Here is a 14,795-nt window from a genome sequence, read left to right as displayed (position 1 = left end):
CAGCATCCCTTATGCCGATTCGGGCTGACGCTCCGGCCGGATGGTCTCCCCGCTCGCCGTCGGTCGCAGACTCGCCTTCGCGGTCCTCTCGGTCTACCTCGTGGTGTCGCTCGCCTTTCTCGCGGTCGCGGTCCCGCCCGATCCGCAGGTCGCGTACATCGAGCACCAACTGTACAAGGAGGGCAAGAGTCAGGAACAGGTCGAGCAGGCGGTCGCCGACTACCGGGAGCGCCGGAACCTCGACGACCCCCTCCCCGAACGGTACGTCGGCTGGCTGGTCGGCGTGGCGACGCTGGAGTGGGGCTTCTCGTACAGCCGTGGACAACCGGTGACGAGCGTCGTCGCGTCGAGTCTCCCCTACACCCTGCTGTACGTCCTGCCGGCGATGGCCGTCTCGCTGGTCGGCGGCCTCCTCGCCGGTCTCTACTCGGCGACCCACCACCGGAGTCTCTTCGACCGCCTCGCCGCCGGCACGGCGTACCTCGGCTTCGGTCTCCCGGAGTTCTGGCTCGGCCAGGTGCTCCTCCTGACCGTCGTCGGCGGTGCGGGCGGGGCCGGCGTCGGGTTCGACCCGCAGGCCGGCCCGCTGGCACCGACCAACCGACTCGTCGTCGGACTCGCGGGGGCGGTACTCGCCACGACGCTGCTCGCCGGGCAGTTGCGGTACACCCGCGCCGAACTGCTGGAGTACGTCGGCACCGACTTCGTGAAACTCGTCAGAGCGAAGGGTGCGGGGTCGTGGCGCGTCGGCCGGCACCTCCTCCGGGTCGCGGCCGTGCCACTGCTGTCGCTGTCGGTGACGGAACTGCTCGGCGTGCTGGTGTTGAACGTCTACGTCGTGGAGTACGTCTTCGGGATTCCCGGACTGGGCCGGGTGACGCTGACGGCGATCCAGGATCGGGACGTGCCGCTCGTGATCGGCACGTCGCTGGTCGTCGCGCTGATCGGTGTGGTCGGGAACACGGTGCAGGACGCCGGGTACACCCTCCTCGACCCGCGACTGGGTGGGGAGTGAGCAGTCGGCGGCCGAGGGCGGTGGTGTGTCCGAGTCGTCGGCACGCGCCTCGACGGGCCGGAGGTCGGGTGGCTTTTTGCTCTCGTCGCGTCGACTCTCCGGCATGACCTGTCCCGACTGTGCCGACGACCGCGTCGTCCTCGCCGTTCCCGACGACTACCGCGAGTTTGCGCCCGAGGAGTCCCCGCGCGTCAGCGTCTGCCGGACCTGTCTCCGAGTGCGGCCAGCACCGGTCGACGCGGGGTCGGACGATTCCGGCGACGGCAGCGAGGACCCGACCGCACTCGGCGACTGGACACCGGCAGGGGACGCGGGCGTCGGCGTCGTCCTGCTCGTCGGCCTGCTGGACTCGCTGGCGCTGAATCGCTCCCGGATCGAGACGCTGGTCGCCCGGATCGAACGCGACGGGGCCGACCCGCTGCTGGCGCTGGATCGACTGGCGGACGCTGCGGCGACCGGCGCGGTCGAGCCACACGTCGACCTGGCGCGGCGGCGGCCACAGCTACAGCAGTTCCTCGACACGTAGCGACACAGCGAGTCGGTAGACGGCAGACGCCGGCGGGAAAGGGAGCTTAGATGCCGGTGGAGTAGCGCAGGAGGCCGGCGACGCCGCCGAAGGCGTCCATCAACTGTTCGCCCTTCTCGAAGTCCGTGGAGATGAACTTCGTCTCGGTGCCGCGCTGTTCGGCGATGTTCATCAGGTACTCGATCACGTCCTCGCGCTCCTGGAACTCGGCGGCCTCGCCGCACTCGCCGCAGGTGTGCTTGGGGGTCGACTTCCGGCTGTCGATCACCTCGTACTCCTCGTGGTCGTTCGGGCACTCGTAGACACAGACGTCGTTCCGGAGGTCCTCGCTGATGAGGAGGCGATCCACCGACCCCATGACGAGGTTCCGGCGGGTCGGTTCGAACCCGTAGGTCGCCAGGTCGCCGGTGTGGAGGTTCTCGAAGAACTCCTCCATCACCTTCTTGTCCTTCATGACCTCCTGGTCGGCCAGCGCGTCGCTGGCGGCGTCGACGAGGTCGTACAGGCCGGACTCGTCGGTGTAGGAGACGTCGAACTTCCCGATCACGTGGTCCTGCAGTTCGTGGTGGAGGTAGTCGCCGTCGAGGAACTCGTCTTTCGTCGGCGAGGGGCCGCCGACGAGGATGCCGTCCAGTTCGTGCCGCTTCGGCACCATCAGTTCGTTCGCCATCTCCGCGACCTCCTGGTAGAAGTTGTCGATGGCTTCGAGTCGCAGGCGGGCGAACCGCTGGGCGGACTGCCCACCTTTGCGCTGTTTGCCGGGGACGAGCGACGAGGCGGACTTGACCGGTTCGACCCGCTTGCCCTTCAGCCAGCCGACGTTCGCCTCCCGGCGGTCGAGGACGATCAGGCCGAACAGCCCCTTGTCCAGCAGCATCTCCTCAAGTGGCTCGGTGAGGAACTCCGAGTCGCAGTGGTAGCGGAACGACTGGATCGGGTCCGGGGGCGACTCCAGCACCTTCGTCACCATGTCGGTCTGGCCGCCGCCGGCGTCGATGGCCCCGCTGAAGATGACGATCCCGCGTTCCGGCGGGAAGGTGTCGTAGTACCGCAGTCGGTCCTTGATACTCGTGAGCGCGTCCTGCACGGCGGTCCGGGTCTGCTTGGACTTGATGTTGGACGCCTCGCTGTGCTCCTGCGTGACGTGTTCGACCACGCTGGAGATCTGCTTGTCCTCGGGGATGTAGATCGTGACGAGTTGTGTGCCGGACCCCTCGTACTGCTTGAGGTCCTCGATGACCTTCCGGAACTCGTACTTCCGGCGGTCCTCGCTCGTCTGCTCTGCCTCGCTACTCATTGTTTCCATTAGCCCCGCCACGCGCTAAGTATGCTACGACTGTGTGCGTGGGTCTCTCGCACGGCCGATCCGGCGCACACGCCCGGCGAGAGTCACACCTTGACGAACTGCGCGCTGCCGTCCTGTTCGACCGTGACCCGGTAGCCCTCGTAGGTGAACGTGACCTCGACCTGTGCCTCCGGGACGGGTGGATTGGAGAATATCTCGCTGAGCACGTGATCCAGGTGTTCGTAGGTCGTCTTCAGATCGTCGTGCCGGACGCCTTCGAGTTCGGCGACCAGTTCCGCGATCATCGTCACGGGTTCGTCGCGCTCCGTGTCGAGTTGGCGGTGGACGATCTCCTCTTCGGGCACCTCATCCATTCTACGGCCACTCCACCGGGGCTTCGTCGCTGTCTCGATCCGACAGCGAGACGCCCGCTCCCAGTTGCCCAAAGTCGTTCCCCGAACCGATCCGCATCCCGGCACAGCGTGAGCGTACTCTGCCGGACGTACGCGTGGTCTTTTCTTCCACGCACAAATTAGCAGAACAAACGCGGATAAGCATTCTGGCCATCTACGTCGCTACGAGTTCCGGTCGGTCACCAGTCCACTGCCGGTTTGAATCCGGCCTCTGCTCGGACGCCCGCTACCGGCTTCGGATCGGCGGCGCGGACGACCCCTCGCAGGAGTCACACCGCGATCAGCGTCACGCCAGCCACGGCCAGTCCGGCCGCGACCAGCCGAACCCGGAACTGCGCCTCGCGTAAGACGATGCCGCCCAGCAACACCGCCACCACGGCCTGTGTGTTGATGATCGGCGAGGCGATGCTGGCCGGAATCGCCGCGAAGGCCAGCGACGTGACGTGCTCGCCGACCGCGACCAGTCCGCCGGCGAGCACGAACTTCGGCAGGTCCGAGAGCAGGCCGGCGGGCCACGCCCGGAGCGCCGAGGGGAGCAGGACGATCAGCACGCCGAAGAGAAGCGTCGGCACCCACAGTTCGATGGGGACGTTCATCTCCTGGAGGACGACCCGCTTCCCGAGGTCCGACACGGCGTAGCAGGCCGCCGACAGCAGCGCGAGTTGTGCCGCGCGGGACTCGGCCGCCCGACGCAAGGGGTCGAGCAGCGCGCCCTGCCGGTAGTTGGCGACGTAGACCGCCGTGGTAGCGACCAGCACCCCCGCGACCTCGAGGGAGTCCAGCGCCTGCTGGAGGATGCCGACCTCCAGCGGGAGCACGAACACGGGCACGAGTTTGTTGATCGGCGCGACGTAGGACACCTCGCCGACCGCCAGCGCCCGCAGGAAGATCACGAACGCCGCCGCGGTGGCGACGACCGTCACCACGAGCACGCCCGCGCCGGAGGGGCCCACCTCGCCGGCGGTCGGCATCCCGCCGGGCGAGACGCGCGTCAGTGTGAGCGGGAGGTACCACAGGATGGCGAAGGCGTTGACGAGCACCGTCAGCACGGTCGCGGGGTAGCCGTCGAAGTAGCGTTTCAGAGCGAACAGGTAGCCGCCCCAGACGAACGCGGCCGCGACGGCGGAGAGCAGTCCGTGTTCCACACGTCGGGGTCTCTCGTCGGGAGGCAGATGTGTTGTGGTTCGCGTCGGCCCCGTCGCGGCGACGACTGCCCCGGCGTCACCGTCGTCGAGTCGACGCGGGTCAGTTCGACGCGGGTCAGTTCGACGCGGGTCAGTTCGACGCGGTCTCCCCGTCGGCGTCTCGAAGCCCGTCGAAGGCGGTCTTCATCGTGCTGATCGTCTGGTCGTCGTGAGCGTCCGGATCGAGGTGGAAGTGCGCCCTGCCGGCCAACTCGTGGATCTGGCCGGTCGCCATGTGGACGAAGCGGTACGCCTCCTCGACCGAGACGTACTGGAGCATCGCCGTGACCGAGTCGAGACAGACGACGACGTCGTTGTCCGTCCGGGCGAAGTCGTTGAACGCGTTCCGCCACTCCATCGCCAACCCGGTGAGGTCGTTCGGGTTCGCCCGCGTGACCGTCACCCCGTCGGGCGTCCGGTCCGACTCGGTCGCTCCCGGTGCCCGTGCTCGCGCGCCCACGTCCACGAGTCGGTAGTTCGCCGGGAGGTCGTCGTGGTGTTCGCGCCACTCCGCGAGCAGTCGATCCGGCGGGCGGGTGTAGCTCACCTGCAACACGTCCAGTGTTTCGGGCGGCGTCCCACCGAGCAGGTCGTGACAGAGCCCGTCCTTCGCGTCGCTCATCGCCGAGGCGAACACGAGGAGGTTGCGGGCGGCCGTCTCGTCGACGCTCATCGGTCCGCCTCCGGTCCGGCACCGGTGGTATCCGCGTCCGTCTCCGATCTCTCCGCGGTAGCGTCCTCGCCTGCCCCCGGCGGTCGCTGGACCCGCATGTAGGGTTCGTCGTCGATGTACTCCACGAGTCGCGTCGCGCCGAGGTAGCCGTCGGGGGCCTTCCGGAGTTTGACGTACTGGAGGCCGTGTTCGGTCACCCACGTCTTCACGACCTGCCACGCGCCGTTCCGGTAGAAGGCGGTCAGTCGCTCGCCGAGTGCGGTCGGGTTGAAGAAGTACAGCGAGGTGTCCCGTTTCCCGAAGAAGTTCTCCTCCTCCCAGAACCGGGACTGTCGGAGTTCGTCCGGGGAGCGACTCGGCAGTTGCGCCTCCACGTTGATCAGCGACAGCACCGCCCGGTCGCCCCGGCGCTCGTCGATCTCGCTCAGTACGTCCCGGAGGCTGTCGTCGTACTCGGTCGGCTTGTAGACGTTCCGGCGGGTGTTCTCCCAGACGTTCGGGAAGTCGATCAGGAACAGACGGTCGTCGGCCAACAACTCGTCCATCGACCCGATCCGCCGGCCGACGATTTCCTCGAACCGCTTCGGGGGCAGTTCGACCGGCGGGACGAGGATCGCCGACATCCCCCGATCCATCGCCTCCGCGAGGAGGTTCGTCAGGATCGAGTGCGGCGTCGCCTGTCCGTCGTGTTCCAGCAGCATCGTCCCGCCGAGGACGATGCCGCCGCCCAGGAGGTCGTCGAGGCCGTCGATCCGGGTCGTCATCAACTCGTCCGGGACGAACTCCCCCGAGTGAGTCCGGCGTCGTGGGACGGTCCGGACGCCCTCGTGACCGAACTCGATCTCGAAGGTCCGGGTGTCGTGGTCGACGCCACGCATCTTCACCACGTTCAGAAAGCGGTGGAAGTCCCCCTCGATCCGCTCGCGGGAGAGTCGGATCACGCCGTGGGCGTTGAACTGGATCGCGTCGGCCGCCGACACGGTGCCGGCGTCGGGCATCGGCGCGGTCTCCTCTGCGGTGAACAGCGCGGTCGCGTCGAACTCGTCGTTGAACTGGCGGATCATGTCCAGCACCGCCCGCCGGTAGCGGTCCCGATCGTCGTGCAGCGGTGCGAGCCCCGAGACACTGTCGAGGAGCACGCGGTCGGCGGGCGCGAACTCTTCGAGGAACTGCTGGACGTACTCGAGGTCGTAGGGTGCCGAGTAGCGGTCGCCGAGGAGTTCTCCGCCGTCGAGTGTCTGGAGGGTCAACCCGGCCTCACCCTCCTCTATCGTCTCGCCCGGTGCGGCGTGGATCGAGGTGACGGTCAGTCCGTCGTGGTCCAACTCGAAGTCGAACGGCGCGAAGGAGTCCCGCAGTTCTCCCAGCGTCTGCTCGGTGCTGACGAACAGACAGTCCTCGCCGGCGTCGAGTCCGGCTTGGAGGAACTGCATCCCGAGGGTACTCTTGCCGGTGCCGGGTCCGCCAGTCACGAGGACCGTTCGACCCGCCGGGAAGCCGCCGGCCAACACGTCGTCGAGCACGGCACTCCCCGTGGTAACTGTCATTACACAGTCCTCGCACCAGAATACATTAACAGTTGTCACTCTACGGATTCAGTCATATCTGTCAGATGACAGTAAGAGGTCGCTGTCCGGTAGGACCATCTGGGGCGGCACTCTGCGGGCAAACGCTATACGCGACCACCGTCTACCGGCGAGCATGGCCGAGAGCGAGTCGGACGAGGACAGCCCCCTCCAGCAGGTGGTCGGCGGACTCGTCACCGCACTGACGATGCTCGCCGCGTTCGGGTCGCTGGCACTCGGCGTCGAAGGGTGGTGGATCTTCTTCATCGTCGGCTTCGCGGGGGTGATGCCGCTGGCTATCGGACTGACGAAACTCTACGAGGCGCGACAGGAGTCCGAGTCGGCGTCGGTAGCGGCGTCGGTCCCGACAGACGCCGACGAGGACGCCCTGGCGACGCTCCGGCGGCGCTACGCCGAAGGAGCGATCGACGAGGTGGAGTTCGAACGCCGCGTGGAGCGACTGCTGGAGACCGAGTCGGTCGCCGACGCCCGCGAGTACGTCGACCGGGTGACCGCCGAGGTGGACGAGGCCGCCGCCCGCGACACCGACGCGTCGGGCGAATCGGCCGAACCCATCACCGAGACGGACCGCGACCGCTGAGTCGATCTGTGCCCCCGACGACCGCCGGTCGGCGTTCGCCGGAAGACTGAGTGAGCACTCACTCAGTTTTATGTGGCTGGGCCACGACCACGTAGCCATGTCCCGAAGGAACCCCCGAAACCGGGGACAAGCAGACTCGAAGTGGACAGACAGCACGGCGAACGTCGTCTCCGGCGTCGTCGCCGGGGTCGTCTCTGCGGGCGTCCTCGTCGTCGCCTTCGGTGCGCTGGCGCTGGGTGTCGAGGCGTGGTGGCTGGCGTTTCCGGTCGGCTACGGCGGCGTCCTCCCGTTGTCGGTCGGACTGGCGCGCTGGCGGACCGGTGACGGTCGACAGTCGAATCGTCCCGTGACGACTGACGAGGACTCCTCGCGGTCGACGGCCGCCCAGTCGACGGGCACCGACGAAGCGGCCCTGGCGACGCTCCGGCGGCGGTACGCCGAAGGAGCCATCGACGAGGTGGAGTTCGAACACCGCGTCGAGACGCTCTTGGGCGGGGGCGAGTCCCGGTCCGGCGACAGATGACGGCGGTCGACACCCGGCGGGTCACGGCCGATCCGGCGGAGTCGTTCGTCGTCTTCCTGATCGGGATGCGGGTGAACCGACTGTGGAAACTCCACAGGTGGCTCCCGGTCGCGGCGGCGATGCCCCGGATGCTCCGCCAGTTGGCCGCCGACCCCGAGTCGGGACTGCTCGGCACGCGAACCACGGTCGGGTGGCGAACGATCACGGTGATCCAGTACTGGGACTCGGCCGCGTCGCTGACCGAGTACGCCCGCGACCCGGCGAGTGAACACCTGCCGGCGTGGGTCGACTACAACCGCGAGGTCGGCGGGTCCGGCGACGTGGGCATCTGGCACGAGACCTACCGCGTCGACCCGACCGACACCGAGTCGGTCTACCGGAACATGCCCGCCTTCGGACTCGGCGAGGCGGTCGGGGTGCGCGAGGCGACCGGCGACTCGGAGAGTGCGGCCCGGCGACTGGGGGAGTCCGACGAGGCGGGACTGCCGGTCTCACCCGACGGCGTCCTTCGGCGCGAGGAGTGAGTTCGTGCGTCGCGGGACCCGTTGCCGACTCCGCCGGTGAGACCGTGGTCCGAGGGGAACAGGTCGCGTCCGTCGCCGACGACGGACGGTGAACACCTCCGGCCACAGTCGACTCGTTCCGCGAATCGGGAGCGACCCACGACGGGGTTGTCGACGACGCGACTCGGGAAATTTTAAGTACGGAACCGCGCCAACGCTGTCGCATGGTCGAGGCGTTCGCCGTCGCCAGCGGGAAGGGCGGTACGGGGAAGACGACGAGTACGCTCGCGCTGGGGATGGCACTCGCCGAGGAGCACGACGTGACGGTCATCGACGCCGACACCGGGATGGCCAACCTACTGTTTCACACCGGTCTCGACGACGCGGACACGACGCTTCACGACCTCCTCCTCGCGGACGCCGACGCAACCGTCGAGGACGCGGTGTACGACCGGTTCGGGCTCTCCGTCGTCCCCTGCGGGACGAGTCTCACCGCGTTCTCGGACGCCGACCCCGGTCGCCTGCGAGACGTCGTCGCCCACCTCGCCCGCGACACCGACGTCCTCTTGCTCGACTCGCCGGCCGCGCTCGGGTCGAAGAGCGCCGTGCTCCCCCTGGTGCTCGCGGACCGATCCGTCGTCGTCCTCCAGCCGACGATTCCGGCGCTGTCGGACGGCCTGAAGGTCCAGGAGTACGCCCGCTCGTACGGGACCGAGACGGCCGGGGTCGTCTTCAACCGGGTCCACGACGACGCGAACATCGACCGCGTGGCCGACCGTGCGGGCGACTACTTCGGCGGCGAGCAGTTGGCCGCCGTCCCGGACAGCGACGCGGTCCGGTCGGCGCGACGGGCGGGTGAACCGCTACTCGCACACGCCCCGGAGACGCCCGCCGCCGACGCCTTCCGGTCGGCCGCAGCGCGGCTCGACGTGCGGGCCGGCGACGAGGAGAGGGTCGCAGACCGCTTCCGCAGCGCGGTCGTCCCCGACCCGCCATGAAACTCCCGCGAGGTCGGCTCGTCCGGTCCCGCGTCGTCCGCGACCCCGGCACCGCACTCCGCATCGCGCTTGACCGGTCGCTGACGGGCTACGCGGTGCTCGAACCGCAGGACAGCCTCCTGCTCGACGGCGACCGCCGCGGCGTCGTGACGTTCAGCGACGGGGTGCCGGTGCTCGCCTACGACACCGAGAGCGACCGGGGCGGCACCGACGCGCTGGCGGACTTCGCGGTCCCCGGCCCCTACAGTGTCGACCTCTACCGACTCGATCCGACTGACTTGGCGGAGCCACACGACACGCCCGAACTGCGGGTCCCGCCGGGGACGCCGGCCGAGGAACTCGCGGACGACCCCGACCTCGCCGCAGCGACCCGCGAGCGCGCACCCGAGGAACGACTGTCGGACGCCGCCGACGAGGAGGGGAGCGCGGTCGCCGCGTTCCTCGAAGACGAGTCGAAGATCGACGCCATCCGCGAGGAGGCACGCACCGAGGCCCGCGACCGCGCCGACGAGTGGGGACTGTCCGACCAGTTGGTCGATACCGACGACGAGTGACTCCGGCGGTCAGCGCGGATCGCGCCGACGAGTGAGGCGTCGAGAGCGCGGTGAACACCGTGTGCCGCCGGGCCGAGGTCTCGACCACCGAAACGCCGATAGCGGCGTCGCAGTAACTCGGCGTGTGGACCGGGACGAGTGCCGTGCCGAAGCCGAGGCGGCGAGTAGTGGCGACACCAGTGAGAGAGCAGTCGAGCGTGCTGGCTGGCGCGACGGGTCGGGGTGGCCGTCACCCGACTCGCCGGCGGCACTCCGCCGCCAGGCCGCCGCGTACGCCCGGACCGTCCCGCTCGGTGTCGACCTCGACCGGATCGACTGGGAGGTCTCCCGGCGGGCGAAGCGCCGAGCGGGGGCCTGTCTCCACCACCGCGAGACGGGGAGACAGACGATCCGACTGACGTGGGCCGCCTACGAGTCGTTCGGCTGGGAGCGGTTCGCCGGGACGATCCGCCACGAACTCGCCCACGCGTGGGAGTTCCAGCGGTTCGACGAGTCCTCACACGGCCGGCGCTTCCGCCGGGTCGCCAACCGGATCGACGCACCGCTGTCGTGTCCCCCGTTCTCGGAGGCGCGACTCCTGCTCCGGTGTCGGAACGACGACTGCGACTGGCGGGCGCGCCGCTACCGAGCCTGTCCGACCGTGACCAGGCCCGACGGGCGGCGGTGTGGCGACTGCGGGAGTCGGTACCGCGTGTTCCACGTCGCGTCGGGCGAGACGTGGGCGAGTGCCGACGGCTACGAGCGTGCCCGGTCGCGGCTGGGCGACCGGTGGTGAGTCGGCCGCCGTCGGTCCTCTCCCCCTCTCGGTGACCCACCCGACCACCCGAAACGCCGAGTAGCCACACCTTTTGGGTCGACCGCGCGAGTGGTCCGTATGAAGCAGGTCATCGTCGTCCGGATGGACGTCGGGATGGGGAAGGGGAAACTCGCCGCGCAGGTCGCACACGCCTCGCTGTCGGCCTACGAGGACACTGACAGCCGGACACGCAACGCGTGGAAGGGCGGCGGCCAGAAGAAGGTGGTCGTGAAGGCGAACAGCGAACGCGAGTTGTTCGAGTTGGCCGACGTCGCCGAGCGGAAGGGGCTCCCGAACGCCATCGTCCGCGACGCCGGGCACACGCAGTTGGACCCGGGCACCGTCACCGCACTCGCGGTCGGCCCGGGTGAGGACGACCTCGTGGATCAGGTGACGGGCGACCTCTCGTTGTTGTAGCTCGCGGGCGGGGATCGCCGGGCGACGATCAGGCGACGCGGAACCCCTGGTCGCGGAGCACGTCCGGCAGTCGGGCGGCGTGATCGCCCTGGAGTTCGATCCGACCGTCGCGGGCGGTCCCGCCGGTGGCGAGTGTTCGTTTCAGTGTCGAGGCGAGTTCGTCGACGTCCACGACGTCGTCCTCGAACCCCTCCACGAGCGTCATCGGTTTGTTGTACCGGCGGCGTTCGACGCGAACCGTCAGCGTGAGCTCCGCCCGCGCGAGGTCCTCGTCGAGACCGAGGTCGTCGGGCAGACCGAAGTCGTTGGGCATCGCCTCCCGTAGGTGGCCGAGTGAGATAGCGTTACGCCCGCGCGGCGGTCGACCGGAGGGCGGCGACTCAGGCGTCGGGGAGCGTCCCGAAGTCGTCGACCGGGATGACGGAGTAGTCGACGGTGAGGGTGTCTTTCGTCGCTCTGATCTGGCCGACGAACGCGGAGATATCCTCCAGTGACCCTTCGAGGACGAACAGTTCCATGCAGTAGTGGTCGCCGACGTGGCTGTGGAAGTTCGACGCGACGAGATGTTCGTGCTGGTGGCGGAGGTGCATCATCCGCTCCTCGACGGCGGTCGTCTCGTAGTTGAACAGGACCGTGACGACGCCCATCAGGTCGCGTTCCTCCAGTCGTTTGTCCTCGAACTCGCCGAGCAGGTTGCGCGAGGCCTCCCGGATCACCTCGCTCCGGCCGGTGTAGCCGTGTTCGTCGGCGAAGGTGTCGATGCGTTCGAGCAGTTCCTCCGGCATGGAGACGCTGACGACGGTCATGTATTAACTCAGAGCCGCTGAGTTAGTAAGCTTTTACATCGCGGGGTGGTCGGGCGGCGCCACCGTCAGCGGCACGCTCCGACGAGCCTTCGTCACCGGCGCTCCGCGCCGGTTGCTGGCGAGAGCTTCGCTCTCGCTCTGTCGTCGGCGCGCCGCGCCGACTGCCAGCGAGACCCTCGGTCTCGCCCTGTTCGGTTCTCTCGGGGAGACCTCGCGTGCGTTCCTCGCACGCGCCGGACGTTCTGTGAGGGCGCGTGCCACACTCGTCACCCGACCACACAACAGCAACCGGAGCCAACCGAGGAAGCGATCTGCCGACGACCGGACCCGAGCAGTGTCCGAGCGACAGCGAGGACCCGCCTCGCAGTTCGCTCGTCAGCAGTCGGGGAGGCGTGGGGACGACTACGACTGCCGGGTTCCGAATCCTCGACCACTCGCCGGGTGACGACCAGTGACGACACGATGAGTCGCAGAGTCGGGTGGGACTGGACGGGGCTGGGGGCTTTCACCGCTCGTCGTCGACCCATTCACAGAGTCACTCGGCCGTATCCGGACGAGTTCTCTGCAACCGACTCGACCGCGTTCGTGCCACCCACGTCCACCGAGTTCGGATCGGCCCACACGACCCGGTATCAGTACCGGACTCACTCCAGTTTCTCGAACGTCTTCTCGGCCCAGCGAACCGCGTAGTCGGCACCGTGATCGCGGTACGCCTGCGTGTCCAGCGCCGAGAAGGGCGCGGGCAGATCGAGGTCGTGTTTCACCGCAGAACAGGCGAACTCGGTCGCGGCGACGAAACTCATCTCGCCGCGTGCGACCGCCCCCGCGAGGTCCGACAACCGGTCGGTCAGGCGACTGCCGGCGTCCGTCCAGGCGTCGTACAACCGGTCGTGCTGGCCCTGCCAGTCACGAAACACCTCACGGGTCTGGAGGCCGACCCAGGCCTCGAACAGCGCGACTGCGAGTTGGTACGTCTCGGAGGGAGCGAGGTCGCCGACCGCCGCCAACTCACGATAGCGCTCGCCGAAGAAGGGGAGACAGTGCTCCGGCACGTCCGCGCCGATCTGGACGAACGCCTCCGCGATGAGGAAGTCGAGGAACTCCTCGGGCGTCCCCTCGGCACGGGCCTTGCAGATCACGGTCGGCGGGACGGTCTGGCGGGTCCAGACGACCGTGCCGTCGCCGGGCATACCGATCGTGAAGTCCGACCCGGCGTAGCGGCGAAGCTGTCGTGGCGTGTGCTCCGGGAGCCAGTCGGTCGGGTACACCGCGGGGTCCAGCGACTCGACGACGAGGCCGAGGTCCTCTGCGACCGCCGGGGGGAGCGTCTCGAAGTCCCCCTCGGCGTCGAGGACGAGCGTGTCGGGTGCGTGTTCGTCGCGGACCGCCGCGAGATCCGCCGGGAGCGACCGCGTCTCGAACATCAGGCGAGGAGGATACCGAACACCAGCGCGAACGCGAGCAGTGCCGAGACGCCGACGGTACCGAGGACGATCTTCGTCGCGTGACTCATGTGCGGGTCGTCGGGGGCGGGGCGCTTAAAGCCTTCAATAGCGGGCAGGGAGCGTCCGGTCTCGGCGACTGGCGACCCCGACTCACGCCGCCGACCGGCGGAGCACCAGCGACTCCAGTCGGTCCGAGTACTGCATCGCCACCGTGCCGACGACGCTCATCACCAGCACGTAGCCGACCGCCAGCGCCGGAATCGTCTGTGTCATCGTCTGGGTCGTCCCGCCTGCGGCCGTCGCCGCGATGATCAGCGAGAACTCCCCCCGCGTGATCATGGTCGTCCCGACCCGGAACGACCGCCGGTCCGTCAACCCGTAGAGTCGCCCGGTGTAGAACCCCGACAGCAGTTTCGTCGGCGTCGTGGCGACGACGACGACCGCGAGGATGCCGAGCACACCGAGGATCAGTCGTGGGTCGGTCCGCAGGCCGATCCAGAAGAAGAAGACCGCCGCGAAGGTGTCCCGGACCGGCGTCAACAGGCGCTCGATGCGCTCCTCGTGGCCCGACCCGGAGAAGCCCATCCCCACGAAGAAGGCCGCGACCGCCTCGCTCACTCCGAGCGCGAGCGCCAGTCCCGCGACCGGCACCGCGATACCGAGCACCCGGAGGACGAACAGTTCGCCCGAGGAGACGTCGAGGACTCGACTGAAGAACGACTCGCCGAACTGCACGGCCGCCAGCAGGACGAACAGGAACCCCAGTGCGATCCCGACACTCTGGAGGGTCGCCGCGAGTCCGCCGGACTCGAAGACGAGCGAGGCGACGACCGCGAGGTAGACCGCGATGAACAGGTCCTCGAACACCAGCACCCCGAGGATCGGTTCGCTCTCGTCGTTGGCGATCCACCCCAGATCGAGCAGCGACTTCGTGATGATCGCACTGGAGGAGATGTAGACGATGCCACCGAGCAGGAGCGCCTCGACGAGCGACCAGCCGAAGAGGAGGCCGAGACCGACACCGACCGGGAAGTTGACGCCCAGGTCGAGCAGGCCGCCCCGCGAGATGCGGTCCCACGACTCGATCAGGCGGTCGATGGAGAACTCCAGACCGAGGAAAAAGAGGAGCAAGACGATCCCCAGTTCGGCGAGGATGGTCACGACCTCGCCGTCCGGAACCGCCGGCCCGCCGAGTGCCCCGAGGACGTTCGGGCCGACGAGCAGGCCGGCGACGAGATAGATGGGGATGACCGAGAGACCGATCCGACTCGCCAGCGCGCCGGCCAGCGCGATGGCCAGAAACATCTCGCCGACCGAGAGCAGTGAGGTCTCGGCGGCCATCAGTCGGCACCGCTGTCGGACCCGCGGTCGCCGTCCGCCGCCGCGCCGTTCCCACCGTCGGACCGTAGGTCGTCATCTGCTGACTCGACGTGCCCACCGTCCGACCGCAGGTCGTTGTCCGCGTCACCGATGTCGTCGGCGACCGACGAC

19 protein-coding genes are annotated in these 14,795 nt (G+C 68.5%); 9 read left to right on the top strand and 10 right to left on the bottom strand.

Going from position 1 to position 14,795, the window contains the following annotated elements; all coding sequences use genetic code 11:
• The first annotated feature begins 40 nt into the window (after positions 1–40).
• On the top strand, positions 41–1,015 hold the full coding sequence (locus LI337_RS13145; RefSeq protein ID WP_227230295.1) for an ABC transporter permease: 975 nt from the start codon (positions 41–43) through the stop codon (positions 1,013–1,015).
• A gap of 103 nt (positions 1,016–1,118) precedes the next feature.
• Positions 1,119–1,541: a DUF6276 family protein gene (locus LI337_RS13140; RefSeq protein ID WP_227230294.1), complete on the top strand. Its 423-nt coding sequence runs from the start codon at positions 1,119–1,121 to the stop codon at positions 1,539–1,541.
• A 46-nt stretch (positions 1,542–1,587) separates the two neighbouring features.
• Here the strand turns inward: LI337_RS13140 and prf1 are convergent, their stop codons facing one another.
• The 5 genes from prf1 to LI337_RS13115 form a co-directional block, all read right to left on the bottom strand.
• Entirely contained in the window at positions 1,588–2,838 is a 1,251-nt protein-coding gene (gene prf1, locus LI337_RS13135; RefSeq protein WP_227230293.1) for a peptide chain release factor aRF-1, read from the bottom strand.
• Between the two features lie 92 nt (positions 2,839–2,930).
• Positions 2,931–3,200, bottom strand: a complete 270-nt coding sequence (locus LI337_RS13130) for a HalOD1 output domain-containing protein (RefSeq protein WP_227230292.1) — start codon at positions 3,198–3,200, stop codon at positions 2,931–2,933.
• Between the two features lie 308 nt (positions 3,201–3,508).
• Positions 3,509–4,384, bottom strand: a complete 876-nt coding sequence (locus LI337_RS13125; protein ID WP_227230291.1) for an EamA family transporter — start codon at positions 4,382–4,384, stop codon at positions 3,509–3,511.
• A 130-nt stretch (positions 4,385–4,514) separates the two neighbouring features.
• Positions 4,515–5,096, bottom strand: a complete 582-nt coding sequence (locus tag LI337_RS13120; protein WP_227230290.1) for a DUF7504 family protein — start codon at positions 5,094–5,096, stop codon at positions 4,515–4,517.
• Entirely contained in the window at positions 5,093–6,643 is a 1,551-nt protein-coding gene (locus tag LI337_RS13115) for an RAD55 family ATPase (RefSeq protein WP_345777758.1), read from the bottom strand. The genes LI337_RS13120 and LI337_RS13115 overlap by 4 nt, the downstream gene beginning before the upstream one ends.
• Before the next feature lie 154 nt (positions 6,644–6,797).
• On the opposite strand from LI337_RS13115, the gene LI337_RS13110 reads away from it, so the two are divergent.
• The 7 genes from LI337_RS13110 to pth2 all read left to right on the top strand — a co-directional run bounded on the left by LI337_RS13110 (position 6,798) and on the right by pth2 (position 11,053).
• Positions 6,798–7,262: an SHOCT domain-containing protein gene (locus tag LI337_RS13110; RefSeq protein ID WP_227230288.1), complete on the top strand. Its 465-nt coding sequence runs from the start codon at positions 6,798–6,800 to the stop codon at positions 7,260–7,262.
• A gap of 97 nt (positions 7,263–7,359) precedes the next feature.
• Positions 7,360–7,785, top strand: a complete 426-nt coding sequence (locus LI337_RS13105; protein ID WP_227230287.1) for an SHOCT domain-containing protein — start codon at positions 7,360–7,362, stop codon at positions 7,783–7,785.
• Positions 7,782–8,309: a DUF4188 domain-containing protein gene (locus tag LI337_RS13100; RefSeq protein ID WP_227230286.1), complete on the top strand. Its 528-nt coding sequence runs from the start codon at positions 7,782–7,784 to the stop codon at positions 8,307–8,309. Before LI337_RS13105 ends, LI337_RS13100 begins: the two co-directional genes overlap by 4 nt.
• Before the next feature lie 203 nt (positions 8,310–8,512).
• Complete coding sequence (locus tag LI337_RS13095) at positions 8,513–9,286, top strand: nucleotide-binding protein (protein WP_227230285.1); 774 nt, start codon at positions 8,513–8,515, stop codon at positions 9,284–9,286.
• Positions 9,283–9,840 carry a DUF8054 family protein gene (locus LI337_RS13090; RefSeq protein WP_227230284.1) on the top strand — a complete coding sequence of 186 codons (558 nt, stop codon included), beginning with the start codon at positions 9,283–9,285 and terminating at the stop codon, positions 9,838–9,840. Before LI337_RS13095 ends, LI337_RS13090 begins: the two co-directional genes overlap by 4 nt.
• A gap of 124 nt (positions 9,841–9,964) precedes the next feature.
• The gene (locus tag LI337_RS13085; protein WP_227230283.1) at positions 9,965–10,615 is read left to right on the top strand and encodes a SprT-like domain-containing protein; all 651 of its coding nucleotides are present in this window, start codon (positions 9,965–9,967) and stop codon (positions 10,613–10,615) included.
• Between the two features lie 99 nt (positions 10,616–10,714).
• Positions 10,715–11,053: a peptidyl-tRNA hydrolase Pth2 gene (pth2, locus tag LI337_RS13080; protein WP_227230282.1), complete on the top strand. Its 339-nt coding sequence runs from the start codon at positions 10,715–10,717 to the stop codon at positions 11,051–11,053.
• Positions 11,054–11,081: 28 nt separating this feature from the next.
• On the opposite strand, the gene yciH is transcribed toward pth2, so the two are convergent.
• From yciH to LI337_RS13060, 5 genes are all read right to left on the bottom strand, one after another.
• The gene (yciH, locus tag LI337_RS13075; protein WP_227230281.1) at positions 11,082–11,366 is read right to left on the bottom strand and encodes a stress response translation initiation inhibitor YciH; all 285 of its coding nucleotides are present in this window, start codon (positions 11,364–11,366) and stop codon (positions 11,082–11,084) included.
• Between the two features lie 67 nt (positions 11,367–11,433).
• Positions 11,434–11,859 carry a CopG family ribbon-helix-helix protein gene (locus LI337_RS13070; protein WP_227230280.1) on the bottom strand — a complete coding sequence of 142 codons (426 nt, stop codon included), beginning with the start codon at positions 11,857–11,859 and terminating at the stop codon, positions 11,434–11,436.
• Between the two features lie 644 nt (positions 11,860–12,503).
• Positions 12,504–13,283 (bottom strand): DUF7089 family protein, encoded by a 780-nt coding sequence (locus LI337_RS13065; RefSeq protein ID WP_227230279.1) that lies wholly within the window; start codon positions 13,281–13,283, stop codon positions 12,504–12,506.
• A complete protein-coding gene (locus LI337_RS20300; RefSeq protein WP_425600776.1) occupies positions 13,283–13,372 on the bottom strand; it encodes a hypothetical protein in 90 nt (29 codons plus the stop codon). The genes LI337_RS13065 and LI337_RS20300 overlap by 1 nt, the downstream gene beginning before the upstream one ends.
• Before the next feature lie 82 nt (positions 13,373–13,454).
• A complete protein-coding gene (locus LI337_RS13060) occupies positions 13,455–14,645 on the bottom strand; it encodes a cation:proton antiporter (protein WP_227230278.1) in 1,191 nt (396 codons plus the stop codon).
• Positions 14,646–14,795: the final 150 nt, after the last annotated feature.

The organism is Salinirubrum litoreum, assembly GCF_020567425.1.
GTDB lineage: Archaea > Halobacteriota > Halobacteria > Halobacteriales > Haloferacaceae > Salinirubrum > Salinirubrum litoreum.
This window is presented reverse-complemented; position numbering and strand designations above follow the sequence as displayed.